This window comes from Pseudomonas entomophila L48 (assembly GCF_000026105.1).
Taxonomy (GTDB): Bacteria; Pseudomonadota; Gammaproteobacteria; order Pseudomonadales; family Pseudomonadaceae; genus Aquipseudomonas; species Aquipseudomonas entomophila.
The window spans coordinates 592,592-617,846 of the sequence record NC_008027.1; the positions used below are offsets into that span (position 1 = coordinate 592,592).

Below are 25,255 nucleotides of genomic sequence, written 5' to 3' on the forward strand. Positions count from 1 at the left end.
TTCGCCGGCAAGCCGGCTCCTACAGGATGGATCTTGGCCCTTGTAGGAGCCGGCTTGCCGGCGAACCGCTCATGAATGCCGAATCACCCGCCGATGGCAATCATCCGGCCCTACCGCCCGACCATCCTTGGCCCGAACCTGAAGCGTTTCCAGCGGCTGATCGCGGTCATCCAGCAACTGCGAGCGTGACTCGCCTTCCACGAACAGAAACCGCTCCCCCCACTGGCGCAAGCCGACCACGATCGGAAACACCGAGTGGCCTTTCTCCGTCAGCACATATTCCTTGTAGGCGCTGCCATCGGACGCCGGTTGCTGCGCGAGCAGGCCTGCCTCGACCAGCAGTTTCAGGCGCGCGGCAAGGATGTTCTTCGCCAGCCCCAGGTTGCGCTGCAACTCGCTGAAGCGCCGCAGGCCGTCGAAGGTGTCGCGCAGGATCATCAGTGCCCAACGATCGCCGATGACTTCAAGTGCGCGAGCCACGGGGCATTGTTGGTTGTTCTCGTCGAGCATCAGTTGTTCCTTTGGGTTGTTCTGGTTGCAGATTAAAACCACCTTTGCTAGAAATCCAGCAGGTGGTTTTAATTTAAAACTAGATCAACAAGGGCCGTGCCATGACATCCCAGACCACTGTTCCACCACCTATCACCCGGAGCCTGACCCTGCTGCTCGCCGCCGCCTGCGCGCTGGCGGTGGCGACGGTGTATTGCGCCCAGCCGCTGCTGGAATCGATGGCGGCCAGCCTGGGCGTGCCCGTTGGGCAGGTTGGCCTGGTGGTCGGCGCGACCCAGGCGGGCTATGCCGCGGGCCTATTGCTGCTGGTGCCGCTGGGTGACCTGCTCGACCGCAAACGGCTGATCCTTGGGCAGTTGCTGTGCTCGGCGGTGGCCCTGCTGGGCGTGGCGTTTTCCCAGCATTGGGTGCTGTTGCTGGCGGCCATGGCCATGGTCGGGTTGATGGCCGTGGTGGTGCAGGTGATGGTGGCGCATGCCGCCACCTTGGCCACGCCCGCCCAGCAAGGGCAGGTGGTGGGCTCGGTGACCAGTGGCGTGGTGCTGGGCATTTTGCTGGCTCGGCTGGTGGCCGGGGTCACGGCCGACCTGCTGGGGTGGCGTGGGGTGTATTTCGCGGCGGCTGGGTTGGCGCTGCTGATGGTGCTGCTGCTCGCCTGGCGTTTGCCCGCCGCTCGGCCGTTCGCACCAAGGCAGCGTTACTGGGCGTTGCTGGGTTCGACGCTGCGCTTGTACCGGGATGATTCGCTGCTGCGTCGGCGGGGCATGCTCGCACTGCTGGTCTTCGCCGCCTTCAGTATTTTATGGAGCGCGATGGTGCTGCCCTTGAGCACCGCGCCGCTGGCGCTCGACCACACCCGGATCGGCCTGTTCGGCCTGGCTGGGCTTGCCGGTGCCTTGGCCGCATCACGGGCCGGCCGCCTGGCTGACCGGGGCCTTGGCCAGCGCACCACTGGCCTTGCGCTCGGGCTGCTGACGTTGTCCTGGCTGCCGAGCGCCTTCCTGGAGCAGTCGCTGCTGGCGCTGGTGGTGGGTGTGCTGATGCTGGACTTGGCCGTGCAGGCGGTGCATGTGACCAACCAGAGCTTGTTGTTGAAGGGGCGCGGCGAGATGGCGAGCCGTTTGATCGGCGCGTACATGTGCTGCTATTCAATCGGTAGCGGGGTGGGGGCGGTCGTGGCGACCTGGGTGTATGGGCGGTGGGGATGGGGAGCCGTGTGCGGGCTGGGGGCGGGGGTCAGTGCAATGGCCTGGTGTTGCTGGTTGGTGCAAGTACGCCCTTGTAGGAGCCAGCTTGCTGGCGAATGCTAGAAGCTTCGCCAGCAAGCTGGCTCCTACAAGGGGAGTGGGTGGCGGTGAGTTAGAACTTGTAGCCGATGCCGACCATGTAGACCCACGGGTCGACATCCACGTCGACCTTGGTCTTGCCGACGCCCAGGGCGCTCGGGCCGTCGATGGTGGCCTTGGTGTCGATGTCGACGTACCAGACCGCGGCGTTGAACAGCAGGTTGTCGGTGATCATGTAGTCCATGCCCAGCTGGCCGGCGATACCGATCGAGTCCTGCAGCTTCATGTTGCTGAAACCCTGGGCCTTGCGGTTGCTGCTCAGGTCTTCATCGAAGAACAGGGTGTAGTTGATGCCCACGCCCGCGTAAGGCTGGAACTTCGAAGTGGGTTCCATCGGGTAGTACTGCAGCGACAGGGTCGGTGGCAGTTGCTTGATGTCGGCCAGCTTGCCGTCCAGGCCGGCACCCAGGCCCTTCACGCCGACGGTGTGCTTGAACGGGGTGGCGGCCAGCAGTTCCAGGCCGATGTGGTCGGTGAGCATGTAGGCGAAGGCCAGGCCCAGTTGGGTGTCGCTGTCCAGGGTCGCCTTGGTGCCCGAAACCTTTGCGCCATCAAGCTTGAGGTCGCCGCTGTTTTCGTTCGGCGCGGTGGTGATGGCGCCGGAACGGAGGATGAAATCCCCCGCCTGGTGGGCGTGGGCAACGGGCGCTGCGAGCGCCAGCGCGACGAGCGAGGCACTGAGCAAGGACTTGTTCATGGAAGCTCCCAAAGGACGTGAGTAATCGAGTAGTCCAATGGTACGAAGCTGACTAAACAGAAAGTTTGACCCAGCTCAACGAAGCGGTTTCACGGGGCGGAACCCGTTCTCATTTCAGCTCGTAAGCGTAGATTTTCTCGGCTTCCATCTGATAACCCGCGTCGGCCAGCTCGCTGCTGGAGGCCTTGACCTGCATCGTGCCTTCGATCCAGTAGGGCTGGTAGAGGTCTTCGACGCGCACGCCCATCTCGCTGAAGATATGCACGATCTGGTTCGACGGCGGCGGTGGCACGTGGATGCAGGCGCCGTAGTAGGGCACCAGGAGGAACTCGGTGGTACGGCCCTCGTCGCTGACTTCCAGGGGCACGATGTAGCCGGGGATCTTCACCGGTTGGCCGTCCAGCGCCTTGACCACCGGCGCGTTGGGCGCTTGCTGGCGGGCGGCGGGGGCAGCTTCGGCCGAGAGTGCGTTGCTGATCTGCGACAGGTCATGCAGCGGTGTCAGTTGCGGCGGGATGACCGGTGCGCCCTCGGGAATCAAGGCCGGCCAGTCCAGCTCACGGGGCTCGGCAGCCCAACCGGCAGGCATGACGAACGCCAGCGCAAACAGGAGCACCGCAAGCGCGCCCCATCTGTAGGAGCCGGCTTGCCGGCGAACCCAGGCAACGAAGAAACGATAAAAGTGCATGGGTACTCTCACAGGTGAATCGACAGGCCATCGGCCAGCGACTGCCGGTAGGCGCGCCAGGCCGGCACGCTGCCCATCAGCAGCGCCGCGCCCAGGATGATACCCAGTAGTGTCCACTCATGGGCGCTTGGCCAGGCCAGTGGTAAGTAGAGCCCATAGTTGGCCTGCACATAGCCCTGGGCCAGGGCGATCCCGGCATACAGCAACCCCAGCCCGGCCACGATGCCGGCCAGCACCAGGGCCAGCGCTTCCAGTACCAGCAGCCCGGCGATATGCCACGGGCGCGCGCCCACCGAGCGCAGGATGGCCATCTCCCGACGTCGCTCGTTGAGGCTGGTGAGGATCGCCGTGAGCATGCCGATCAACCCGGTCAGCACCACGAACAGCGACACCACGAACAGCGCCTGCTCGGCGGTGCCCATCAGGCTCCACAGCTCTTGCAGGGCCACGCCGGGGAGGATCGCCAGCAGCGGCTCGCCGCGGTACTCGTTGATCTCGCGCTGCAGGCTGAAGGTGGCGATCTTGTTGTTCAGGCCGAGCATGAAGGCGGTGATGGCCGTGGGCTGCAGGTCCATGGTACGTGCCTGCTCGGCGCTGATGCGCCCGGCACCGCGGGCCGGAACGCCGTTGTGCCAGTCGATGTGGATCGCCTCCATGCCGGCCAGGCTGATGTGCAAGGTGCGGTCCACCGGCGTGCCGGTGCGCTGGAGCACCCCGACCACGGTGAACGGCTTGTCATCGTGCTTGACCAGGCTCACGGCCGCCACGCCATGGGCCAGCACCAGCTTGTCGCCGAGCTTGTAGTGCAGCGCTTCGGCGACTTCGGCCCCCAGTACCACCTCGAACGGGTCGTCGGCGAACGGGCGGCCCTGGCCCAGTGCCAGGTGTTGGCGCCGGCCGTACTGGTAATGGCTGAAGTAGTCGCCGGTGGTGCCCATCACCCGGTAGCCGCGGTGCGAGTCGCCCAGGGAGATGGGGATCGCCCATTTCACCCGGGGATCCTTGGCGTAGTGCTCGTAGCTGTCCCAACGGATGTTGTTGGTGGCGTTGCCGATGCGGAATACCGAATACAGCAGCAGGTTCACCGAGCCCGAGCGGGCGCCGACGATCAGGTCGGTGCCGCTGATGGTGCTGGCGAAGCTGGCGCGGGCCTCGGTGCGCACGCGCTCGACGGCCAGCAGCAGGCACACCGACAGGGCGATGGCGAAGGCGGTGAGCAGGGCGGTGAAGCGGCGGTTGGCCAGGCTGGCCAGGGCAAGGCGGAGCAGGTACATCAGGCCTCCCGGGGCTTGGCGGCGCGATTGAGCTCGGCCAGGGACAGGTGTCGGTCGAACAGCGGCGCCAGGCTCTGGTCATGGCTGACGAACAACAGGCTGGAACCGGCCGCGCGGCATTCGGCGAACAGCAGGCGGATGAAGGCCTCGCGGGTGTCGGCGTCGAGCGCCGAGGTGGGTTCGTCGGCGATCACCAGCTCTGGCTGGCCGATCAGCGCACGGGCCGCGGCTACCCGCTGCTGTTGGCCGATCGACAGGCTGTCGGCGCGGCGGGCGAGCAGGGCCGGATCGTCCAGGCCCAGGTGCGCGAGCAGTTGCGCGGCGGCCTGGTCGACGCTGCCATGGCGCTGCCTGGCGCGTTCGGCGCGACTTTTCGAGAAGCGGCAAGGCAGCTCGACGTTCTCGCGTACAGAGAGAAACGGCAACAGGTTGAACTGCTGGAAGATGTAGCCGGTGTGGTCGACCCGGAAGCGGTCGCGGGCACCCTGGCCCAGCGCCGCGAGGTCCTGGCCGAGCAGCTGGATACTGCCCTGGCCCGGGCGGTTCACGCCGCCCAGCAGGCCGAGCAGGGTGGTCTTGCCGCTGCCGCTGGGGCCCTTGAGGAACAGCGCCTCGCCCGGCTCCAGGCGAAACGAGGGAATATCCAGCAGCGGCGCCTGGCCGGGCCAGGCGAACACCAGGTCATGCAGGTCGATCAACGGCTGGCGCATTCAGAATACGACCACGGCCTTGGCGGGCGTCGCTTCCGCGCCTTTCTGGCCGTTCGGGCCGATCAGTTGCACGTTGACCTTCTGGGTTTGCGGGAAGGTCTTGAACAGCGGCGCGAGGTCGATGCGGGTGAGTTTGTCGGGGTTGGCGCACGTCAGTTGGTAATGGGCCTCGATGTCGGCGTGCTGGTGACCTTGGGCCTGTTTGTCGGTGGCCTCGAACAGCGGGCTCTCCAGCTCTTGGTTCTCTTCCGTGCAGCCGGCGGCCTGGGCCAGGCCGAACAGCTTCAGCGGTTGTTCCAGCTGCTGGCGGGCAACGGCGACCTTGGCCTTGTCGGCATCGGTGCTGGCGACGTGCTCGAAGCCCACCAGGTTCATCGCCGGGCTGTCCAGCCCCAGTTCGAGGGTGTTGCCGTCGAGCACCACGTTGAGCTTGGCCACGCCGTGCTCGTGGGCGCCAAGGGTATCGTGGTCATGGTCGTCGTGGGCATGGGCCACGGCCAGGGGAAGCAGGGCGAAGGGCAGGGCGAGCAGCAGACGACGCATGGACGGCTCCAGGGGCGGCTAGGAAAGATTTGGTAATGTTATAACAACTTCTATTTGCCTCGCCAGCCTGCCTGGCACAGGTTTCATGTTCGTGGGAGCATGGCTGCATTCAAGCCCAGGATCGAGGAAGGCAGCGTGAGAATTCGTGGACAGATCGGTGACTGGCCGGTGGACTTGACCATCGAGCTGGCGCCTGAGGAGTGGGCGCAGCTTGGGCATCGGCTGGAGGCGCCTGCCGTGGTCGAGGCGATTCAGGCCAGCGCCGCCCCGGCGCCGCGCCAGGATGACGGGCAATGGCTCGCCGCGCGCGAGGTGCTGCGCCAGGCGGGGCAGATGAGTGGGCCAGAGTTGCTGGAACGCCTGGAAGGGCTGGCCGGCAGTGTGGCGGCGGGCAAGCGGCTGCTGGTGCGGTTGCGCCACAGCAGTGAGGTGAAGGTGGAAAGTGGCGCGGATGCGCCGGTGTATCACTGGGTGGGGTGACCGCTCAAAAGCGTTCGCCGGCAAGCCGGCTCCTACAGGGTACGCACGGGTGGCGCGATACCTGTAGGAGCCAGCCTTGCTGGCGAACAGCGGTGGGTCTTAGAACATCGCTGCTGAGAGCTTGCGACGGTACACGCCGACCAGCGGATGCTCGTTGCCCAGCAGCTCGAACACCTGCAGCAACGCTTTCTGCGGCAGCCCATTCTCGTAAGCGCGATTGCGCTGGAACAGCTTCAGCAGCCCGTCCAGCGCCGCTTCATACTGCTGGCGCGCCAACTGTTGGATGCACAGCTGGTAGGTCGCCTCGTCGTCCTGCGGGTTCTGCGCCAGGCGGGTCTTGAGCTCGGCGGCCTCCGGCAGGCTGGCGGCCTGGCGCAGGAAAGTCAGCTGGGCCTTGGCGCCGGCCAGGGCGGCCTTGTGCTCGTCGGTCTTGACCGCGTCGAGCACCACTTGCGCCTCGCCCAGTTCGCCACGCTCGGCCAGGCAGCGGGCATAGAGAATCAACGCCTCGGCGTTGCTGTTGTCTTCACCCAGCAGCACCTGCAGCAGGGCTTCGGCCTCGCTGAAACGGCTTTCGGCGAACAGTGCCTTGGCTTGCTCCAGCGGCGCGGCGGTGGGCGGCGCGGGCATCTGTACATGGGGTTCGAGCATGGTGCGGATGGCCGATTCGGGCTGGGCGCCGGCAAAACCGTCGACCGGCTGGCCGTCCTTGAACAGCACCACGGTCGGCAGGCTGCGGATGCCGAACTGGGCCACCACCTGCTGCTCGACGTCGCAGTTGATCTTGGCCAGCAGCAGCTCGCCCTGGTAGCCCTCGGTGATCTTCGCCAGCAGCGGCATCAACGCCTTGCACGGCGCGCACCACTCGGCCCAGAAGTCCACCAGCACAGGCTTGTGGAAGGAGTTCTCGATGACCAGCTGCTGGAAGGTGGCATCGGTGGCATCGAAGATGTACTGCGTTTCCTGGCTCATCGTGACTCTCGCAAACGTTGATGCCCCACTATAAAGGCTCGCGGCTGGCATGGTACAGGCTGACCCGGCGGAATTCGTGCGGCTCGGCCAGGTCCGGCAGGGTCAGCGCCTCGAGCACGCCTATTGGGCGGTAGAGCGGGTGGCTGAAGTCACGAACCCGCGAGTCGGCCACCAACGCCTGGCGGCCGCGGCTGAGGAAGGCGTCCAGCAGCGGCAGGTTGGCACGGTCGTAGAGCACGTCGGCGACCAGAATCAGGTCGAAGCGGTCGGTCTCGGCGAAGAAGTCGCTGCTGTAGCCCAGCTCGACCTGGTTCAGCGCGGCGTTGGCGCGGCAGGCGTCGAGGGCCAGCGGGTCGAGGTCGCAGGCCACCACTTCCAGGGCGCCGGCCCGGGCGGCGGCGATGCCGGCGATGCCGGAGCCCGCGCCGAAGTCCAGCACGCGCTTGCCCCGCACCCACTCCGGGCGTTCGGCCAGGTAGCGGGCCATGGCCAGGCCGCTGGCCCAGCAGAAGCTCCAGTAAGGCGGCTCTTCCAGGATGCGCCGGGTTTCCTCGCTGCTGAAGGCGCGGTCCATGTTCTGGTCGTCGATCAGCCAGAGTTTCAGGGCGCACTCGGGCAGTTCGCTGACCACCAGGCGCGCTTCGCCGATCAGGCCGCTCAGGGCCTGTTGCAGGGCTTGCGGAGCCATCCTACGGAGCCTTTTCGAAACGCAGCGGGCCGGTGGCCTGGGTTTCGGCCTGGGCAATGCGCACGGGCGGCAGGTGCAGGATCAACTGGCCCGATTGGCTGGCGCGGCCGCGCAGTTCGACCCGGCCACCGGCGGGGAACACTTCGGGGTTGAAACGCAAATGATAGGGCAGGGCCTGGCCGGTGCCGGTCAGGGTGCTGCTGGCGAGCAGTTGCTGCGGGCGGCCACGTTCGTCGATGACCAGCAGGGCCAGCTCCACGTCGGCGCCGGCCGGGATTTCCAGCAGGGTGCCGCTCAGTTCGCGCTGGTAGGCCGGCAGCGGGCCCAGCGGCTGGGCTTTCTTGGCCACCTTGGCCGGCACGGGCGCGGGGGCTTGCTCGGACTTGGGCCGGTCACTGCCGCAGGCGGCGAGCAGAACGGCGCAACACAGCACGATGAGTGCGCGAGGGTGCATGGGGGAGTCCTTCACGGGCAGATTTGCATGGATGGTAAACCCTTTGGCTTGTCTTGCCAGTGCAATGCGCTACCATGGCCCTCCCTTTTTTTGTTGCCTGCCACCATGCACTGTCCGTTTTGCGGTGCCAACGACACCAAGGTCATCGACTCGCGTCTTGTCGCCGAGGGCGAGCAAGTGCGCCGCCGCCGCGAGTGCGTCGCCTGCGGCGAGCGCTTCACCACCTTCGAGACCGCCGAACTGGTCCTGCCCCGGCTGATCAAGCAGGACGGCACGCGCCAGCCCTTCGACGAAGACAAGCTGCGCGCCGGCATGCAGCGGGCGCTGGAGAAGCGCCCGGTGAGCATCGAGCGCCTGGAAGCGGCGCTGGCGCATATCAAGAGCCGGTTGCGCGCCACCGGCGAGCGCGAGGTGAAGTCGCTGGTGGTGGGCGAAATGGTGATGGCCGAGCTGCGCAAGCTCGACGAAGTCGCCTACATCCGCTTCGCCTCGGTCTACCGGCGCTTCCAGGACCTCGACGAATTCCGCGAAGAAATCGACCGCCTGGCCCGCGAGCCGGCTAAAGAGTAAGCATGTCCAGCCAAGCCATCCTCGACGCCCACTACATGGCCCGGGCCGTGGAACTGGCCCGCAAGGGCCTCTACACGACCCACCCCAACCCACGCGTCGGTTGCGTGATCGTGCGCGATGGCGAGGTGGTCGGCGAAGGCTGGCATGTGCGCGCCGGCGAGCCCCACGCCGAGGTGCATGCGCTGCGCCAGGCCGGCGAGCTTGCCCGTGGCGCCTGTGCCTATGTCACCTTAGAGCCGTGCAGCCACCATGGCCGCACCCCGCCGTGCGCCGAGGCGCTGGTCAAGGCCGGTGTGGCACGGGTGGTGGCGGCCATGCAGGACCCCAACCCGCAAGTGGCCGGCAATGGCCTGCGGCGCCTGCGCGAGGCCGGCATCGAGGTCGCCAGCGGCGTGCTCGAAGCCGAGGCGCGGGCGCTGAACCCCGGCTTTCTCAAGCGCATGGAGCATGGCCTGCCGTTCGTCCGCGCCAAGTTGGCCATGAGCCTGGACGGCCGCACCGCCATGGCCAGCGGCGAGAGCCAGTGGATCACCGGCCCTGCCGCCCGCGCCGCTGTGCAGCGCCTGCGCGCCCGCTCCAGCGTGGTGCTGACCAGCGCCCAGAGCGTGTTGCAGGACAACGCCCGGATGACCGTGCGTGGCGAAGAACTCGGGCTGGACAGCGCGCTCACTACCCTGGCCCTGTCGCGCCCGCCGCTGCGGGTGCTGGTCGACGGGCGCCTGCGTCTGCCGCTGGACGCGCCGTTCTTCCAGGCCGGCCCGGCGCTGGTGGTCACTGCCGCGGGCGACGACCCGCGCTACGCCGCCGCCGGCCATGAACTGCTCAACCTGCCGGGCGACGATGACCAGGTCGACCTGCCCGCGCTGTTGCGTTGCCTGGCCGAACGCGGCGTCAACGAGATCCTGCTGGAGGCCGGTGCCGGCCTGGTCGGCGCCTTCGCCCGCCAGGGCCTGGTCGACGAGTTCCAGCTGTTCGTCGCCGGCACCTTCCTCGGCTCCGAGGCCCGCCCGCTGCTGGACTGGCCCTTGTCGAAAATGAGCGAGGCGCCACGGCTGAAAATCACCGAAATGCGCGCGGTCGGCGATGACTGGCGAGTCACTGCCATCCTCTTGCCGGCCCCCGGCGTATAATGCCTGGCCTGCCCCGCGCAGCCCGTATCTAGGAGAACACCATGTTCACCGGCATCATCGAATCCATCGGCACCATCCGCAGCATGACCCCCAAGGGCGGTGACGTGCGCGTCTACGTGGAAACCGGCAAGCTCGACTTGGGCGACGTCAAGCTGGGCGACAGCATCGCCGTCAACGGCGTGTGCCTGACCGCCGTCGAACTGCCCGGCGACGGCTTCTGGGCCGACGTCAGCGTCGAAACGCTGAAGCGCACCGCCATGGTCGACCTCAAGAGTGGCAGCCGGGTCAACCTGGAAAAGGCCCTGACGCCCACCACCCGCCTGGGCGGCCACCTGGTCAGCGGCCACGTCGACGGTGTCGGCGAGATCGTCTCGCGTGCCGATAACGCCCGCGCCATCCAGTTCCGCGTGCGCGCCCCGAAAGAGCTGGCCAAGTACATCGCCCACAAGGGCTCGATCACCGTCGACGGCACCAGCCTGACGGTCAACGAAGTCGATGGCGCCGAGTTCGAGCTGACCATCGTCCCGCACACCCTGTCCGAAACCATCATGGCCGACTACCGCGCAGGGCGTCGGGTGAACCTTGAGGTCGACCTGCTGGCCCGTTACCTGGAGCGTCTGCTGCTGGGCGACAAGGCTGCCGAACCGAGCAAGGGCAGTGGCATCACCGAAAGCTTCCTGGCCGCCAACGGCTTCTTGAAATCCTGATTGAGAAGGGGGTGCCGCGTGGCGCTCAACAGCATCGAAGAACTGGTCGAAGACATCCGCCAGGGCAAAATGGTCATCCTCATGGATGACGAAGACCGCGAGAACGAAGGCGACATCATCATGGCGGCCGAGTGCTGCCTGCCCGAGCACATCAACTTCATGGCCAAGCACGCCCGTGGCCTGATCTGCATGCCGATGACCCGCGAGCGCTGCGAAACGCTCAAGCTGCCGCTGATGGCGCCGCGCAACGGTTCCGGCTTCGGCACCAAGTTCACCGTGTCGATCGAGGCCGCCGAAGGCGTCACCACCGGCATCTCCGCCGCCGACCGCGCCCGCACCGTGCAGGCCGCCGCCGCCAAGGACGCCAAGGCCGAGGACATCGTCAGCCCCGGCCACATCTTCCCGCTGATGGCCCAGCCGGGCGGCACCCTGGCCCGCGCCGGCCACACCGAGGCCGCCTGCGACCTGGCGCGCATGGCCGGTTTCGAGCCCAGCGGCGTGATCTGCGAAGTGATGAACGACGACGGCACCATGTCGCGCCGCGCCGAGCTGGAAGTGTTCGCCGCCGAGCACAACCTCAAGATCGGTACCATCGCCGACCTGATCCACTACCGCATGATCCACGAGCGCACCGTGCAGCGCGTCTCCGAGCAGCCGCTGGACAGCGAGCTGGGCCAGTTCAACCTGGTCACCTACCGTGACGCGGTGGAAGGCGACGTGCACATGGCCCTGACGCTGGGCAAGATCTGCGCCGACGAACCGACGCTGGTGCGCGTGCACAACATGGACCCGCTGCGCGACCTGCTGATGGTCAAGCAGCCGGGCCGCTGGAGCCTGCGCGCCGCCATGGCCGCCGTGGCCGAGGCCGGCAGCGGCGTGGTGCTGTTGCTGGGCCACCCGCTGGACGGCGACGTGCTGCTGGCGCACATCCGCGAGAGCGCGGGCGATGCGCAGCCCAAGGCACCGACCACTTACAGCACCGTCGGTGCCGGTTCGCAGATCCTGCGCGATCTCGGTGTGCGCAAGATGCGCCTGATGAGTTCGCCAATGAAGTTCAATGCGATATCCGGATTCGATCTGGAAGTTGTAGAATACGTGCCCTCCGAGTGACTTGAGGCGGCCTGATCGCCCCTAGACTCGAGTCAAAACCCTCCCGAGGCCGCCACTGCGCGGCCTCGCTCTTGAAGATGAGAACTCCGGAATGACCCTGAAGACCATCGAAGGTACCTTCATCGCCCCCAAAGGTCGCTATGCTTTGGTGGTTGGCCGCTTCAACAGCTTCGTCGTCGAAAGCCTGGTTAGCGGCGCAGTCGATGCCCTGGTACGCCATGGCGTCAGCGAAAGCGACATCACCATCATCCGTGCCCCGGGCGCGTTCGAAATCCCGCTGGTGGCACAGAAAGTCGCCCAGCAAGGCGCTTACGACGCGATCATCGCCCTGGGCGCAGTGATCCGTGGCGGTACCCCGCACTTCGAATACGTGGCGGGCGAGTGCACCAAGGGCCTGGCCCAGGTGTCCATGGAGTTCGGTGTTCCGGTGGCCTTCGGCGTACTGACCGTCGACTCCATCGAGCAAGCCATCGAGCGTTCCGGCACCAAGGCTGGCAACAAAGGTGCCGAAGCGGCCCTGTCCGCCCTGGAAATGGTCAGCCTGCTGGCGCAGTTGGAGGCCAAGTGATTAGCGACGAAAGCGATCGTTTCAACCCGCGCGATCCAAAACCTGCGGATGCCGGCAAGCCCTCGAAGAGCGCCAAGCGTCGCGAAGCCCGTAAGCTCGCCACGCAAGCCCTCTACCAGTGGCACATGGCCAAGCACTCGCTGAACGAAGTGGAAGCGCAGTTCCGGGTCGATAACGATTTCTCCGATGTCGACGGCGCCTACTTCCGCGAGATCCTGCACGGGGTCCCGGCGAAGAAGGTCGAGATCGACGAGGCACTGAAGCCCTGCCTGGACACGCCACTGGAAGAACTCGACCCGGTCGAGCTGTCCGTGCTGCGCCTGTCGGCCTGGGAATTCATGATGCGCGCCGACGTGCCATACCGCGTGGTGATCAACGAGGGTGTGGAACTGGCGAAAGTCTTTGGCGCCACCGACGGGCACAAGTTCGTCAACGGCGTGCTGGACAAGCTGGCTCCGCGTCTGCGTGAAGCGGAAGTCCGGGCGAACAAGCGCTGATCGCGGCGCTGACGAGCCATGGGTGAGTTCGAGCTGATCAGCCACTACTTCGCCGCCGCGCCCTGTGCGCAGGGCGGCGAGGGCGTGGCCCTGGGGATCGGCGACGACTGCGCCCTGCTGGACCTTCCCGCCGGCGAGCAGCTGGCGGTTTCCACCGACACGCTGGTGGCCGGTGTGCATTTCCCCGCACTCTGCGACCCCCTGCTGCTCGGCCAGCGCTCGCTTGCCGTGGCGGCCAGCGACCTGGCGGCCATGGGCGCCACGCCCATCGGCTTCACCCTCGCCCTCACGCTGCCCGAAGTCGGCCCCGACTGGCTCGCGGCTTATACCGACGGCCTTGGCCGCATGGCCCAGCGTTGCAGCATGGCGCTGATCGGTGGCGATACCACCCGTGGCCCGTTGAGCATCACCGTGACCGTGTTCGGCCGCGTGCCGGCAGGGCAAGCGCTGCGGCGCAGTGGCGCACGGCCGGGTGAGCTGTTGTGCGTCGGTGGTTTTCTGGGGAACGCGGCGGGTGCCTTGCCGCTGGTGCTGGGCGAGCGCGAGGCGCCAGCCGATGTGGCTGCGCCGCTGCTGGCGCACTACTGGTCGCCGCTACCGCAACTGCAGCTAGGCGAGCGCCTGCGTGGCCTGGCCACGTCGGCACTGGACATCTCCGACGGGCTGCTGGCCGACTGCGGGCACATCGCCAAGGCGTCCGGCGTGGCGCTGCAGGTGAACCTGGCGCAGGTTCCCGTGTCTGCTCCTTTGCAGGCGTTCCTCGGCCGTGAGGCGGCACTGCAGGCGGCGCTCACCGGTGGCGACGACTACGTGCTGGCGTTCACCTTGCCGGAATACGCACTTTCATCCCTGGCCGGCCAGGTGCACGTCATCGGGCGTGTGCTGGAGGGCCAGGGCGTGACCCTGCGCGACCCGCAGGGCCAGGACATCACCCCCGCGCAGCGGGGCTATCAACATTTCAGGGAGACACCGTGACCGACCACCCCAACCAGGTGCCTGCGGAGTTCGTTCCGCCTTCGGTCTGGCGCAACCCGTGGCACTTCATCGCGTTCGGCTTCGGCTCCGGCACTTTGCCAAAGGCCCCCGGTACCTGGGGCTCGCTGGTGGCGCTGCCGTTCATCCCGCTGTGGCAGATGCTGCCCGACTGGGGCTACTGGCTGCTGCTGGGTATCAGCATGCTGTTCGGCGTGTGGCTGTGCGGCAAGGTGGCCAACGACTTGCGCGTCCACGACCACGAAGGCATTGTCTGGGACGAGATCGTCGGTATGTGGATCACCCTGTGGCTGGTGCCGGAGGGCTGGCAGTGGCTGTTGGCGGGGTTCCTGATGTTCCGCTTCTTCGACATCCTCAAGCCGTGGCCGATCCGCTGGATCGACCGCCATGTGCATGGCGGCTTCGGGATCATGCTCGACGACATCCTGGCCGGCGTGTTCGCCTGGCTGGGCATGCAGGTGCTGGTGTGGGCGGTAGCCTGAAACAGGGAGCGTTGTGATGGGGTTCAGGACTGTATTGCTGGCAGTGATGCTGCTTGTCGCGGGTTCCGGCGCCATGGCCCGGGAGGCGCCGACGCAGGTGCGCCTGGTCAGCGAGGAATGGCTCGACTACACCAACAAGGACGGCACCGGGCTGGCCTGGGACGTGATGCGCAAGGTGTTCGAGCCGGCTGGCGTCAAGCTCAAGCCGCAGAGCGCGCCGTACAGCCGTGCGGTGGGCTTGGTCAAGCGTGGCGAGGCGGATGCCTGGGTGGGCTCCTACAAGGAGGAAAACCCCAACAACCTCTACCCGCGCTGGCACTTCGACATGGACCACATCTACGCCCTGGGCCTGGCCAGCAAGCCGGCGCCCACCCTCGACAACATCGGCCAGTTCCGCCTGGCCTGGGTGCGGGGCTACGACTACGGCAGCTATTTGCCCAATGCCAGGAATTTCCGCGAGATCCAACGCCGCGAGGGCATCCTGCCGATGCTCGAGCATGACCGGGTGGATTTCTACATCGATGCCGAGACCGAAGTGAACTACGTGCTCGGCCAGGCGCCCGACCCCAAGCAATTCAAGCTCACTCATGTAGCCGAGTTGCCGTTGTACCTGGCATTCGCCGACAGCGAACAGGGCAAGGCCTTGCGTGACCTGTTCGACCGGCGCATGGAGGTGCTGGTGCGCAGTGGCGAGCTGAAACCGATCTTCGAGCGCTGGAAGCAGCCGTATCCGTTCACCAGCGACAGCCAGCCTCACTGACTTCACAAGATTGGACGCCGACCCTGTAGGAGCCGGCTTGCCGGCGAACACCGGCGTAGCCGGTGCCCTTCACCGCGTTGCCTGGTTCGCCGGCAAAGCCGGCTCCTACAGGTTGCGCTGAGCCCTGAAAGCAGCGGTACGAGGGTTGGTGCCGACCCTATAAGCATCGAACTTTTCGATCTTAAGCCGCGATATTCAGCCTGCGCACCGGCGCCGGGCTGCTGATACAATCGGCCGATCTGAAATTGCCACTTTCCAGGAGCACAACGTGCCCGTCGTCTTTGTCGCCGCCTCCAAACTCCCGACCCCCTTTGCGATCTTCACCATGCATGGCTTCCTCGACGAAGCCACTGGCCGTGAGCACGTGGTGCTCAGCCTGGGTGACATCGCCGATGGTGAGCCGGTGCTGGGGCGCCTGCACTCCGAGTGCCTGACTGGCGATGCCCTGTTCAGCCAGCGTTGCGACTGCGGCTCGCAACTGGAAGCCGCGCTGCAGGCCATCGCCCGTGAAGGCCGTGGCGTGTTGCTGTACTTGCGCCAAGAGGGCCGTGGCATCGGCCTGTTGAACAAGATCCGCGCCTATGAGCTGCAGGACGGCGGTGCCGACACCGTCGAGGCCAACGAGCGCCTGGGCTTTGCCGCCGACCAGCGCGACTACGCCATGTGCCTGCCGATGCTCGAGCACCTGGGCGTGAAATCGCTGCGCCTGATGACCAACAACCCGCGCAAGGTCAAGGCGCTGACCGACATGAGCATCAAGGTCGCCGAGCGCGTGCCGCTGCACACTGGCCACAACCCGCACAACCGCCTGTACCTGGCCACCAAGGCCGACAAGCTTGGCCACATGATGGGCAACAAGCACCAGGGCGAGGTGCCCCAGGCGTGACCCGCAACGAGGTGAAGCGCCGGCTGGCCCTGGCCTGGTGGCAGTACCTGGCCGTGGGCCTGGTGCCGTTGCCGGTGATGGCCTGGGCGTTCGGCGGTGGCGAGCCGCTGATCCCGGTGCTGGCCATGCCGTTGTTCATCGCCGGGGCCGCGACCATGTTTCTCAGCCTGCCGCGTTTCGGCGCCTACAAGCGGGTATTGATCGCCACCGACAAGCAACTGGGCACGCCGGAAGAACCCGGCGCCTGGATCGAGCTGGCCCGGGTGCGGCGCCTGGCCATGCTGTTCGCCTGCTTCCCGGCCTGGGTCGCGGCGTTGTCGGTGCTGGTGGGGCTGGAGGCGGTGCCGCAGATCTTGCTGGCGCTGTCCACCGTGGTGATCCTGTACCTCTACCGCATTCCACGTCAGTTGGGCTGATGCGGGCACTGCTCGCCGGTATTGCGCTGCTGTGCTCCGGCACTTTGGCCGAGGCTGCGCCACGCGTGGTCAGCCTGGCGCCGTCGATGACCGAGATCGTGCTGGAGCTTGAGGCCGGCGACCTGCTGGTCGGCGTGCTCGATGGCGGCGAGCGTCCACAGGCGCTGGCCAGCCTTCCCTCCGTCGGTCGTCATGGCCAGCTGGATATGGAGCGCCTGCTCAGCCTAAAGCCCGACCTGCTGCTGCTCTGGCCCGGGAGCGTGGCACCTGCCCAGCGTGATCAGCTCAGGCGCCTGGGCATCGCCACGTTCAGCGGCGAACCCGGCGACCTCGACCAGTTGATCGAACAGATCGAAACCATTGCCCAGCGCCTCGGGCGTGACGAGCAGGGCCGCGCCTATGCCGCCCGCTTGCGCGAGCGGCTGCATGGGCTGCGGGAGCATTACCGGCGTGAAGTACCCCTGCGGGTGTTCTACCAGGTCTGGGACAAGCCGCTGTACACCCTGGGTGGGCGCCAGGTGGTCAGTGACGCCTTGCGTGTCTGCGGGGCGCGCAATGTGTTCGACGACCTGACCCAGCCTGCGCCGCAAGTCAGCGTGGAGTCGGTGCTGCTGCGTGACCCTGAGGTGATCCTGGCGGGTGATCCGGCGCAGCTGGCCAGTTGGCGCAACTGGCCGCAACTGAGCGCCGTGAAAGGTAAGCGCTTGCTGGTGGTGCCGGACAAGGGGCTTGAGCGGCCCAGCGGGCAGATGATCGAGGCCACCGCCCGCTTGTGCGCATTGCTCGAGGCTAGAGCGCCGGCGTCCAGGTGACGCTCAGCAGCCAGGTGCGGCCTTCTTCGCGATAGCCGTACTGGCTGCCATCGAAGCTGTACAGGGCGCGGCTGTAAGCCTTGTCCAGCAGGTTGTCGAGCTTCAGTTCCAGCCGAACCTCGTCAGTTGCCGCCCAGCCTCCGCGCAAGCCAAGCAGGCCATAGCCGCCCAGCGCATTGCGATTGGCCTCGTCATCGTAACTACCGCTCACCGCCTGCCAACTGCCCCCCACGCTGAAGCGTTCGAACTGTCGATCCAGGTCCAGGCTCAAGGTGCGTCGGGCACGGCGGGCGAGGGTGTGCCCGGTGTCTCGGTCGCGTGGGTCGATCAGGGCCAGGCCCAGTTGGCTGCGCCATTCGCCCCACTGCTGCTCAAGGCCCAGTTCGAAGCCGTTGATCCGGGCCGATGCCACGTTGCGGGGGATGGAGCCTGCGCCGAAGATGATCGCATCACGCAGGTCGGTGCGGTACAGCGAGGCCTCCAGGCGGCTCTCTTTGCTAAGTTGGCTGCGCCATTGCAGCTCGTAGCTCTTCGAGTGCTCGGGGTCGAGGTCCGGGTTGCTGTACTGCGGGTAGTACAGGTCGTTGAACGTCGGTGCACGGAAGCCTTCGCTGTAGGACAGCAGCACATCGTTGTCGGTATCGACCGGTACCGTGAGGCTGCCGCTCCAGGTGGTCTGGCCGCCGAACTGCTGGTTCTGGTCGTGACGCACGCCCAGCTCGGTGGAGAAGTGTTCACCGGCAAATCGATGCTGGATGAACGCGGCGCGGTTGAAGCGGCTGTCCTCGGTGAAGTCGGTGCTGGCATGGACGCGATCCTGGTACCAGTCGGCACCCACCAGCAGGTTGTTGCGCTCATCCACGACAAAATCGTTCTGCCAGGTCACCTGGTCGCGATAGGTGTTGAACACGAAGCGTTCGTCACTGAGTTTGTCGCGTTTGTCGTCGCGGTTCTCGCTGTGGCCCAGCTCCAGGCGCGAGTGCCAGGCGTCGGTGAGCTGGGCATCGAGGTAGGTGCCCAGGCTACTGACCGCGAAATCGGTGTAGGGCTTCTGGCCGACGCTCTGGAAGCTAGCCATGTCGAAGCGGCCGAATGGGTTGTCGTACTCGCTGCGCCCGTGACTGTCGAGCAGGTTCAGGCCTGCCTCGAAACGCTCATTGAAGGTGTGGCTCAGGCTGAGGTTGAAGGCGCGATTGCGATAGGCGTCATGGTCGTTATCGCTGGCGAACGAGGGCCCGGTCGAGTCGATGCCGGCCGTTTCGTCGAGACTGGCGCCGAGGTTGAAGCGCGTTGCGCCATTCCCCCCGGACAGGCCGAGGCTGCGCTGCCAGGTCTGGTTGCTGCCGGCCGCCAGGCGCAGGCGAGGTTGAAGACCCTGGCCATCGCCACGGCGGGTGAAGATCTGGATCACCCCGCCGATGGCATCGCTGCCGTATACCGCCGAACGCGAGCCGCGCAGCACTTCCACCCGCTCGATCTGGTCGATGTCGAGGAATTGCAGGCCGCTGTCGCCGGACGTGGCGTTGGCGATGCGCACACCGTCGACCAGCACCAGGGTCTGGGCGGCCTTGGTGCCGCGCACGAAGATGCCCGGCAGGCTGCCGCGACCACCGGTCGGCGCGACCTGCACGCCGGGCACCCGGGTGAGCAGGTCGGTGACGCTGGACGGTTGCAGGCGGTCGATGTCGCTGCGGGTGAAGACCGTGTTGGCGGCGCTGGTGGCGGTGCGCGACTCGACCTGGCGGCTGGCGCTGATCAGCACGTCGGGAAGCTTGAGGGCTTCGTCACGGGAGGGTTCGGCGGCCAGGGCGGCGGCGGGGAGGCAGAGCAGGGTGGTGAGGGTTGGAATCTTCATGGGCGATGTAAAGTTGTTCGCCGGCAAGCCGGCTCCTACGGGAGATCGCCTGTAGGAGCCGGCTTGCCGGCGAAGGGGCCTAGAGACCGAGCTTGGCCATGCGGGCCTTGACCGAGGCTTCGATCCCAGCCGCATCCAGCCCGCACTCGGCCAGCATCTGCGCAGGCTTGGCATGCTCGACATAGATATCCGGCAGGCCCAGGTGCAGCAGCGGCTTGACCACGCCCTCGCGGGCCAGGAACTCGCCCACGGCAGCGCCTGCGCCGCCCATGATGGCGTTCTCCTCGATGGTCACCAGCAGCTCGTGGCCGGCGGCCATCTCCAGCACCAGCGCCTCGTCCAGCGGCTTGACGAAACGCATGTCGACCACGGTGGCATCGATCTGCTCGGCCACTTGCAGGGCCTCGGTCAGCTGCACGCCGAACACCAGCAAGGCGACCTTGCCGCCCTGGCGACGGACCACGCCCTTGCCGATTTCCAGCGGCTCCAGGTCGCCACTGATCGGCGCATTCGGGCCGGTGCCGCGCGGGTAGCGCACGGCGGCCGGGCCCTTGTAGTGGTGGCCGGTGCTGAGCATCTTGCGCAGCTCGTTCTCGTCGCTTGGGGTCATCACCAGCATGCCGGGGATGCAGCGCAGGTACGACAGGTCGTAGGCGCCGGCATGGGTCGGGCCGTCCTCGCCGACCAGGCCGGCGCGGTCGATGGCGAACAGCACGTCAAGGTCCTGCACCGCCACGTCGTGGATCAGCTGGTCATAGGCGCGTTGCAGGAAGGTGGAGTAGATCGCCACCACCGGCTTGGCGCCCTCGCAGGCCATGCCCGCGGCAAAGGTGACCGCGTGCTGCTCGGCGATGGCGACGTCGAAGTAGCGCTCGGGGTAGCGTTCGCTGAAGTCGACCAGGTCCGAGCCTTCCTTCATCGCCGGGGTGATGCCCACCAGGCGGTTGTCGGCGGCGGCCATGTCACACAGCCATTGGCCGAACACGGCGGAGTATTTCGGCCCGCTCGGTTTTTTCGGCGCGACCGGCTTGTCGGCCGGCTCCAGCTTGGTGATGGCGTGGTAGCCGATCGGGTCGACCTCGGCCGGGGCGAAGCCCTTGCCTTTTTTCGTGACCACATGCAGGAACTGCGGGCCCTTGAGATCACGCATGTTGCGCAGGGTGGCGATCAGCGTGGGCAGGTCGTGGCCGTCGATCGGGCCGATGTAGTTCCAGCCCAGCTCTTCGAACAGGGTGCCGGGCACCAGCATGCCCTTGGCGTACTCTTCGGTGCGGCGGGCGATCTCCCAGGCGCCGGGCAGGCGCGACAGCACTTTCTTGCTGCCTTCGCGCATGCTCGCGTAGGTGCGGCTGGAGAGGATCTTGGCCAGGTAGTTCGACAGGCCGCCGACGTTGCGCGAGATCGACATGTCGTTGTCGTTGAGGATGACCAGCATGTTGGCATCCACTTCCTGCGCATGGTTCAGCGCCTCGAAGGCCATGCCGGCGGTCAGCGCGCCGTCGCCGATCACCGCGATCGACTTGCGCGGGTCGTTCTGCAGACGGGCGGCGATGGCCATCCCCAGGGCGGCGCTGATCGAGGTGCTGGAGTGGCCGACGCCGAAGGTGTCGTACTCGCTCTCGCTGCGCCGCGGGAAGGCGGCGATGCCGTCCTTCTGGCGCAGGCTGAGCATGCGGTCGCGGCGGCCTGTCAGGATTTTATGCGGGTAGGCCTGGTGGCCGACGTCCCACACCAGCCGGTCATCCGGGGTGTCGAAGACGTAGTGCAGGGCGATCGTCAGCTCGATGACGCCCAGGCCCGCACCGAAATGCCCACCGGTCTGCCCCACGGTATAGAGCAGGTCCTGGCGCAGCTCGTCGGCCAGGGTCTCCAGGTCGGCTTCGGCCAGGCGGCGCAGGCCGGCGGGCGTGTCGGCGCGGTCCAGCAACGGCGTGACCGGGCGTTCGCGGGGGATCTCTTGAAACGTCGTGGGCATCAGGCGTGTCGTTATAGGTGTGAAGACGCGGCAGTTTACCCCATTGTGGGAAAAGCTGCCCATTCGGACGGGTGTGGCGAGGGCCGTAGGTGCGACACCAATCCTGTGGGAGCGACCTTGTGTCGCGAAAGGGCTGCGTAGCAGCCCTAGAATCTCAGTGTTGGCGCAAAAACGGCGGGGCCGCTTTGCGGCCCTGTCGCGACACAAGGCCGCTCCCACAGGGGGAGGTTGTCAGGCCTTAATGGCGGCGTTCGACGATGTAGCGGGCCAGGGCCCGCAGCGGCTCGGCATTCTCGCCAAAGCCTTGCAGCGCCGCCAGCGCCTGGTCGCGCAGCTCCAGGGCGTAGGCCTTGGCCGCTTCCAGCCCCAGCAGCGCCGGGTAGGTTGGTTTGTCGCGGGCGATGTCGGCGCCCTGGCGCTTGCCCAGGGTGGCGGTGTCGCTCTCCACGTCGAGGATGTCGTCCTGTACCTGGAAGGCCAGGCCGATGGCCTGGGCATAAACCTGCAGGGCATCGAGCTGGGCCTGCTCGGCGCGGGCGCTGGCCAGGGCGCCAAGGCGCACACTGGCTTCGATCAGCGCGCCGGTCTTGTGCCGGTGCATGTATTCCAGGGCCTGCTGGTCGAGCTTGACGCCCACCGAACCCAGGTCGATGGCCTGGCCGCCGACCATGCCGGCAGGGCCGGCGGCCTTGGCCAGGGCCTGGACCATCTGCAGGCGGATGCCGTCGGCCTGCGGGCTCAGGCGCGGGTCGAGCAGGGCGCTGAAAGCCAGGCTCTGCAGGCCGTCGCCGGCGAGGATGGCGCAGGCTTCGTCGAAGGCTTTGTGGGTGGTGGGTTGGCCGCGGCGCAGGTCATCGTCGTCCATGGCCGGCAGGTCGTCGTGAACCAGCGAGTAGGCGTGGATCAGCTCCACCGCGCAGGCGGCGCCGTTGGCCTGCTCGGCCGGGGCGCCCAGCGCCTCGCAGGCGGCGTAGGCCAGCAGCGGGCGCACGCGCTTGCCACCGTTCATCACGCTGTAGCGCATGGCGGCGTAAAGGCGTTCGAGTTCTTTCGACGGGGCCTGGAACAACGGTTCCAGGGCGGCATCCACCCGCGCCTGGGCGCTTTGCTGGTACTGGGCGATCATGCCTCGGGCTCCGCGTCGAACGGCTGCGCGGCCAGTTCGCCGTCGCGCTCCAGCAGGATCTGCACCTTCTGTTCGGCCTGGGCCAACGCGCCCTGGCAGTCGCGGGTCAGGGCGATGCCTTGCTCGAAGGCGGCCAGCGACTCTTCCAGCGACAGCTCGCCGTTCTCCAGGCGCTCGACCAGGGCTTGCAGGTCGGCGAGGGACTGTTCGAAATCGATGGAGGCTTTTTTGCGGGCCATGGCGACGGTCTCGGTGGTATTCAGAACGGCGCGACACTAGCAGAGCGGGGCAGGGGGAGCAAATTGCCCGGGCCTCTCGTTCGTCGCATTTTGTTGCACTTACCTGCGGCGAACCCTCTTGCATTCTGTGCGATAGCCGCATTGTGAGGGGGCAGGCCCTCTGCCATAATCCGCGCGCTCTGGCCTGCGGGTCAGCGGCCCTCCCTCCTTGATGTCACGTAACGGACTACGTTGTGAGTTTCCTTTCGATCGAATTCGGCCTCTGTTTCACGCTGTTCTTTCTTCTTTACTGGTGCCTGTGCTGGAGCGTGCGGTTGCAGAACCTGCTGCTGCTGGCGGCCAGTTATGGCCTGGTGGCGAGTTTCAGCCTGCAATCGCTGTACATCCTGCTGGGTTACAGCACGCTGGTGTACCTGCTTGGATTGATGGCGGGGCGCCACCCCGGGCGCTGGTTCAACGGCGCCTTGCTGCTGACCCTGGTGCTGGGCTGCTTCTACCTGTTCAAGTATCAAGAGTTCTTCGTCGGCGGTATCCAGGGTGCGCTGGCCAGTGCCGGGCTCGAGGTGTCGCTGCCGCTGCTGGAAGTGCTGGTGCCGATCGGCCTGTCGTTCTACGCCTTCCATTCGGTCAGCTACCTGGTGTCGATCAGCCGGCGTGAGCTGGCGCCCGCCGCGCCGCTGGACCTGGCCCTGTACCTGGCGTTCTTCCCAAGCCTGGTGGCCGGCCCGGTCAACCGCGCCCTGCACATGCTGCCGCAGATCCGCCCGCAGGCCATGCGCCAGGTGCTGGAGCCGCACCGCGCCCTGGGCCTGATCGCCATGGCGGTGGTGAAGCTGTTCTTCCTCAGTGCCTGGCTGGGCAGCGAGTGGGTCGACCCGGTGTTCGACACGCCCGGCAGCGCCGCGCCCGAGCAGGTGCTGCTGAGCGTCTATGGCTACAGCTTCCTGATCTACTTCAACTTCAGCGGCTACACCAACCTGGTGACTGGTATCGCCCTGTTGCTGGGCTTCCGTTTGCCGGACAACTTCGACGCGCCCTATGCCGCGCACAACCTCAAGGAATTCTGGGGGCGCTGGCACATCAGCCTGTCGCGCTTCATCCGCGACTACGTCTACATCCCGCTGGGCGGCAACCGCAAGGGCGTGTGGCGCGGCAACCTGAACATGCTGCTGGCGATGCTGGTGTCCGGCCTGTGGCATGGGGCGAGCGTGAATTTCATCATCTGGGGCGCGCTGCATGGCGTGGGACTGGCCATTTCCAAACTGTTCAGCCAACTGGTGCCGGGCTTCGAGCGGGTGCCAGGTGCCGGTCTGCTGGCGCGCTTGATGACCTTCCATTACGTGGCGTTCGCTTGGATCTTCTTCCGCAGCCCGACGTTGGACGGCGCGGTCGAGATGCTCGGTGACATTACCCAGCTCAGCCTGGCAGGCCTGAACAGCGCCGCCGGCGCGATGCTGTTGGCCTGTGTGCTGTTCGTGGCCATTTACCCGTTGTTGCTGGCGGTGTTGCGCCAGAGTGGCGCGCTGTTCCAGCGCTTGCCATGGCAGCTGTACCCGATCCCGCTCGGGGTCGGCGTGTCGCTGGTGATTTTTGCTTCGCAGTCGGGCGTGCCGGGGTTCATCTATGCAAGCTTCTGATAGCCGTCAGTTGTTCCAGGTGCAGATGGGCGCTGCCCGCGCGTTGTACGCGATTGTGGTCACCACCGCGCTGCTGTTCTGGTTGAACCAGGATTCGATCAAGCTTTATTGCCAGCAGAAGTACCACGAGAGTTGCGAGATCCCGTTGCTGGGGCAGATGCCGGCCTGGCGCTTCGGGGCTCAGCTGACCTTGGCGCTGGAAGAGCAACGTGACCGCCTGCTCGAGCAGTGGCAGCCGGCCGAGCAGGTGGTCGAGGCGCCCGCTGCCGAGGTATTGCCTGAATCGGTGCCGGTGGTGACGGTCAATCTAGAGACCCCGGCGGCCTTGGCCAAGCCGTTGCCGCCTGCGGTCGCCCACTCGCCCGTGCACAACGCCCCCGCGCCTGTGCATGCCCCGGCACCGGTCCCGGTCGCGCAGCCGGTGGTTGCCGCGGTCGCGCCTGTGCCAACCGTACTGCAACCGGGCAAGGTCGCGGCCCTGGCCGCCGGTGACGACGTGTTCCTGGTGGGCGACTCGCTGATGCAAGGCGTGGCGCCGCACCTGGCCAACACCCTGCGCAAGCGCTACCAGATCCGCACCGTCAACCTCAGCAAGCAGAGCACTGGGCTGGCCTATCCGGGCTTCTTCAACTGGCCCAAGACCGTGGCCGAAACCCTCGACCACGAGCCGAACATCCGCCTGATGGTGGTGTTCCTCGGCCCCAACGACCCTTGGGACATGCCCCAGGGCAAGGGCAAGCCGTTCCTGCGCTTCAAGTCGCCGGAGTGGGAGGTCGCCTACCGTGCCCGTATCGACGCGATCCTCGAACAGGCCCGCGCGCACAATGTGCAGGTGCTCTGGGTCGGCCCGCCCAATATGGAGAAGGCGCGGCTGTCCACGGCCATGAATTACCTCAGCGGGCTGTACCAGGAACAGACCGCGCTGTTCGGCCAGCACTATGTCTCGGCCAACCCGATCCTTGGCTATACCGACGAGAGCTTCTCGTACACGGTGCGCACGCCGGAGGGCAAGCGGGTCAAGGTGCGGGTCGACGACGGCATTCATTTCACCATCACAGGCCAGAAGCTGATCGCCGAACAGGTGTTGTCGCTGATCAGCTTCCCGGGCCTGACCGTTACAGGACATTGAG

General features: G+C 66.5%; 29 protein-coding genes. 16 read left to right on the forward strand and 13 right to left on the reverse strand.

Annotation, left to right across the window (positions count from 1 at the left end):
• Positions 1 to 69 precede the first annotated feature (69 nt).
• Positions 70 to 510, reverse strand: coding sequence for a winged helix-turn-helix transcriptional regulator (locus tag PSEEN_RS02690; RefSeq protein WP_011531953.1), 441 nt, complete (start codon positions 508 to 510; stop codon positions 70 to 72).
• 101 nt (positions 511 to 611) lie between these two features.
• Between PSEEN_RS02690 and PSEEN_RS02695 the strand changes: the two genes are divergently transcribed.
• Positions 612 to 1,820: an MFS transporter gene (locus PSEEN_RS02695; RefSeq protein WP_011531954.1), complete on the forward strand. Its 1,209-nt coding sequence runs from the start codon at positions 612 to 614 to the stop codon at positions 1,818 to 1,820.
• Between the two features lie 49 nt (positions 1,821 to 1,869).
• On the opposite strand, the gene PSEEN_RS02700 is transcribed toward PSEEN_RS02695, so the two are convergent.
• From PSEEN_RS02700 to PSEEN_RS02720, 5 genes are all read right to left on the reverse strand, one after another.
• On the reverse strand, positions 1,870 to 2,553 hold the full coding sequence (locus PSEEN_RS02700) for an OmpW/AlkL family protein (protein ID WP_011531955.1): 684 nt from the start codon (positions 2,551 to 2,553) through the stop codon (positions 1,870 to 1,872).
• Between the two features lie 109 nt (positions 2,554 to 2,662).
• Positions 2,663 to 3,142, reverse strand: coding sequence for a DUF3299 domain-containing protein (locus PSEEN_RS02705; protein WP_044488640.1), 480 nt, complete (start codon positions 3,140 to 3,142; stop codon positions 2,663 to 2,665).
• A gap of 107 nt (positions 3,143 to 3,249) precedes the next feature.
• On the reverse strand, positions 3,250 to 4,515 hold the full coding sequence (locus PSEEN_RS02710; RefSeq protein WP_011531957.1) for an ABC transporter permease: 1,266 nt from the start codon (positions 4,513 to 4,515) through the stop codon (positions 3,250 to 3,252).
• A complete protein-coding gene (locus PSEEN_RS02715; RefSeq protein ID WP_011531958.1) occupies positions 4,515 to 5,225 on the reverse strand; it encodes an ABC transporter ATP-binding protein in 711 nt (236 codons plus the stop codon). The genes PSEEN_RS02710 and PSEEN_RS02715 overlap by 1 nt, the downstream gene beginning before the upstream one ends.
• On the reverse strand, positions 5,226 to 5,768 hold the full coding sequence (locus tag PSEEN_RS02720; protein WP_011531959.1) for a DUF2796 domain-containing protein: 543 nt from the start codon (positions 5,766 to 5,768) through the stop codon (positions 5,226 to 5,228).
• A gap of 135 nt (positions 5,769 to 5,903) precedes the next feature.
• Here PSEEN_RS02720 and PSEEN_RS02725 point away from each other — a divergent pair, with 135 nt between their 5' ends.
• Positions 5,904 to 6,248: a hypothetical protein gene (locus PSEEN_RS02725; protein ID WP_011531960.1), complete on the forward strand. Its 345-nt coding sequence runs from the start codon at positions 5,904 to 5,906 to the stop codon at positions 6,246 to 6,248.
• A 99-nt stretch (positions 6,249 to 6,347) separates the two neighbouring features.
• Here the strand turns inward: PSEEN_RS02725 and trxA are convergent, their stop codons facing one another.
• Genes trxA through PSEEN_RS02740 form a run of 3 tightly spaced genes read right to left on the reverse strand, consistent with a single transcriptional unit; the run spans position 6,348 to position 8,362 of the window.
• Positions 6,348 to 7,220, reverse strand: a complete 873-nt coding sequence (trxA, locus tag PSEEN_RS02730) for a thioredoxin (RefSeq protein ID WP_011531961.1) — start codon at positions 7,218 to 7,220, stop codon at positions 6,348 to 6,350.
• A gap of 28 nt (positions 7,221 to 7,248) precedes the next feature.
• A complete protein-coding gene (locus PSEEN_RS02735) occupies positions 7,249 to 7,908 on the reverse strand; it encodes a class I SAM-dependent methyltransferase (RefSeq protein ID WP_011531962.1) in 660 nt (219 codons plus the stop codon).
• Position 7,909: 1 nt separating this feature from the next.
• The gene (locus PSEEN_RS02740; RefSeq protein ID WP_011531963.1) at positions 7,910 to 8,362 is read right to left on the reverse strand and encodes a YbaY family lipoprotein; all 453 of its coding nucleotides are present in this window, start codon (positions 8,360 to 8,362) and stop codon (positions 7,910 to 7,912) included.
• A 105-nt stretch (positions 8,363 to 8,467) separates the two neighbouring features.
• Between PSEEN_RS02740 and nrdR the strand changes: the two genes are divergently transcribed.
• The 12 genes from nrdR to PSEEN_RS02800 all read left to right on the forward strand — a co-directional run bounded on the left by nrdR (position 8,468) and on the right by PSEEN_RS02800 (position 17,293).
• Entirely contained in the window at positions 8,468 to 8,932 is a 465-nt protein-coding gene (gene nrdR, locus PSEEN_RS02745) for a transcriptional regulator NrdR (RefSeq protein WP_011531964.1), read from the forward strand.
• 2 nt (positions 8,933 to 8,934) lie between these two features.
• Positions 8,935 to 10,062: a bifunctional diaminohydroxyphosphoribosylaminopyrimidine deaminase/5-amino-6-(5-phosphoribosylamino)uracil reductase RibD gene (gene ribD / locus PSEEN_RS02750; RefSeq protein ID WP_011531965.1), complete on the forward strand. Its 1,128-nt coding sequence runs from the start codon at positions 8,935 to 8,937 to the stop codon at positions 10,060 to 10,062.
• Between the two features lie 41 nt (positions 10,063 to 10,103).
• Positions 10,104 to 10,769 (forward strand): riboflavin synthase, encoded by a 666-nt coding sequence (locus tag PSEEN_RS02755; RefSeq protein ID WP_011531966.1) that lies wholly within the window; start codon positions 10,104 to 10,106, stop codon positions 10,767 to 10,769.
• Positions 10,770 to 10,787: 18 nt separating this feature from the next.
• Positions 10,788 to 11,879, forward strand: coding sequence for a bifunctional 3,4-dihydroxy-2-butanone-4-phosphate synthase/GTP cyclohydrolase II (ribBA, locus tag PSEEN_RS02760; protein ID WP_011531967.1), 1,092 nt, complete (start codon positions 10,788 to 10,790; stop codon positions 11,877 to 11,879).
• Positions 11,880 to 11,970: 91 nt separating this feature from the next.
• On the forward strand, positions 11,971 to 12,447 hold the full coding sequence (gene ribH, locus PSEEN_RS02765; RefSeq protein ID WP_003255395.1) for a 6,7-dimethyl-8-ribityllumazine synthase: 477 nt from the start codon (positions 11,971 to 11,973) through the stop codon (positions 12,445 to 12,447).
• Positions 12,444 to 12,944, forward strand: coding sequence for a transcription antitermination factor NusB (nusB, locus tag PSEEN_RS02770; RefSeq protein ID WP_011531968.1), 501 nt, complete (start codon positions 12,444 to 12,446; stop codon positions 12,942 to 12,944). Before ribH ends, nusB begins: the two co-directional genes overlap by 4 nt.
• Before the next feature lie 18 nt (positions 12,945 to 12,962).
• Complete coding sequence (gene thiL, locus PSEEN_RS02775; RefSeq protein ID WP_011531969.1) at positions 12,963 to 13,919, forward strand: thiamine-phosphate kinase; 957 nt, start codon at positions 12,963 to 12,965, stop codon at positions 13,917 to 13,919.
• On the forward strand, positions 13,916 to 14,419 hold the full coding sequence (locus PSEEN_RS02780) for a phosphatidylglycerophosphatase A family protein (protein WP_011531970.1): 504 nt from the start codon (positions 13,916 to 13,918) through the stop codon (positions 14,417 to 14,419). Before thiL ends, PSEEN_RS02780 begins: the two co-directional genes overlap by 4 nt.
• Positions 14,420 to 14,435: 16 nt before the next feature.
• The gene (locus PSEEN_RS02785; protein ID WP_011531971.1) at positions 14,436 to 15,179 is read left to right on the forward strand and encodes a substrate-binding periplasmic protein; all 744 of its coding nucleotides are present in this window, start codon (positions 14,436 to 14,438) and stop codon (positions 15,177 to 15,179) included.
• 268 nt (positions 15,180 to 15,447) lie between these two features.
• A complete protein-coding gene (gene ribA / locus PSEEN_RS02790; protein ID WP_011531972.1) occupies positions 15,448 to 16,065 on the forward strand; it encodes a GTP cyclohydrolase II in 618 nt (205 codons plus the stop codon).
• Positions 16,062 to 16,481: a hypothetical protein gene (locus tag PSEEN_RS02795; protein ID WP_011531973.1), complete on the forward strand. Its 420-nt coding sequence runs from the start codon at positions 16,062 to 16,064 to the stop codon at positions 16,479 to 16,481. The genes ribA and PSEEN_RS02795 overlap by 4 nt, the downstream gene beginning before the upstream one ends.
• Positions 16,481 to 17,293, forward strand: a complete 813-nt coding sequence (locus PSEEN_RS02800) for a cobalamin-binding protein (RefSeq protein WP_011531974.1) — start codon at positions 16,481 to 16,483, stop codon at positions 17,291 to 17,293. Before PSEEN_RS02795 ends, PSEEN_RS02800 begins: the two co-directional genes overlap by 1 nt.
• On the opposite strand, the gene PSEEN_RS02805 is transcribed toward PSEEN_RS02800, so the two are convergent.
• The 4 genes from PSEEN_RS02805 to PSEEN_RS02820 form a co-directional block, all read right to left on the reverse strand.
• Positions 17,271 to 19,148: a TonB-dependent receptor domain-containing protein gene (locus PSEEN_RS02805; protein WP_011531975.1), complete on the reverse strand. Its 1,878-nt coding sequence runs from the start codon at positions 19,146 to 19,148 to the stop codon at positions 17,271 to 17,273. The two genes, PSEEN_RS02800 and PSEEN_RS02805, sit on opposite strands and share 23 nt — an antisense overlap.
• Positions 19,149 to 19,227: 79 nt before the next feature.
• Positions 19,228 to 21,123 (reverse strand): 1-deoxy-D-xylulose-5-phosphate synthase, encoded by a 1,896-nt coding sequence (gene dxs / locus PSEEN_RS02810; protein WP_011531976.1) that lies wholly within the window; start codon positions 21,121 to 21,123, stop codon positions 19,228 to 19,230.
• 238 nt (positions 21,124 to 21,361) lie between these two features.
• Positions 21,362 to 22,249 (reverse strand): (2E,6E)-farnesyl diphosphate synthase, encoded by an 888-nt coding sequence (gene ispA, locus PSEEN_RS02815; protein WP_011531977.1) that lies wholly within the window; start codon positions 22,247 to 22,249, stop codon positions 21,362 to 21,364.
• Positions 22,246 to 22,488 carry an exodeoxyribonuclease VII small subunit gene (locus PSEEN_RS02820; protein ID WP_011531978.1) on the reverse strand — a complete coding sequence of 81 codons (243 nt, stop codon included), beginning with the start codon at positions 22,486 to 22,488 and terminating at the stop codon, positions 22,246 to 22,248. The genes ispA and PSEEN_RS02820 overlap by 4 nt, the downstream gene beginning before the upstream one ends.
• Before the next feature lie 233 nt (positions 22,489 to 22,721).
• Here PSEEN_RS02820 and PSEEN_RS02825 point away from each other — a divergent pair, with 233 nt between their 5' ends.
• Together PSEEN_RS02825 and PSEEN_RS02830 are read left to right on the forward strand one after the other, a co-directional pair.
• Complete coding sequence (locus PSEEN_RS02825; protein WP_011531979.1) at positions 22,722 to 24,125, forward strand: MBOAT family O-acyltransferase; 1,404 nt, start codon at positions 22,722 to 22,724, stop codon at positions 24,123 to 24,125.
• Complete coding sequence (locus PSEEN_RS02830) at positions 24,112 to 25,254, forward strand: SGNH/GDSL hydrolase family protein (RefSeq protein WP_044487614.1); 1,143 nt, start codon at positions 24,112 to 24,114, stop codon at positions 25,252 to 25,254. Before PSEEN_RS02825 ends, PSEEN_RS02830 begins: the two co-directional genes overlap by 14 nt.
• Position 25,255 lies beyond the last annotated feature (1 nt).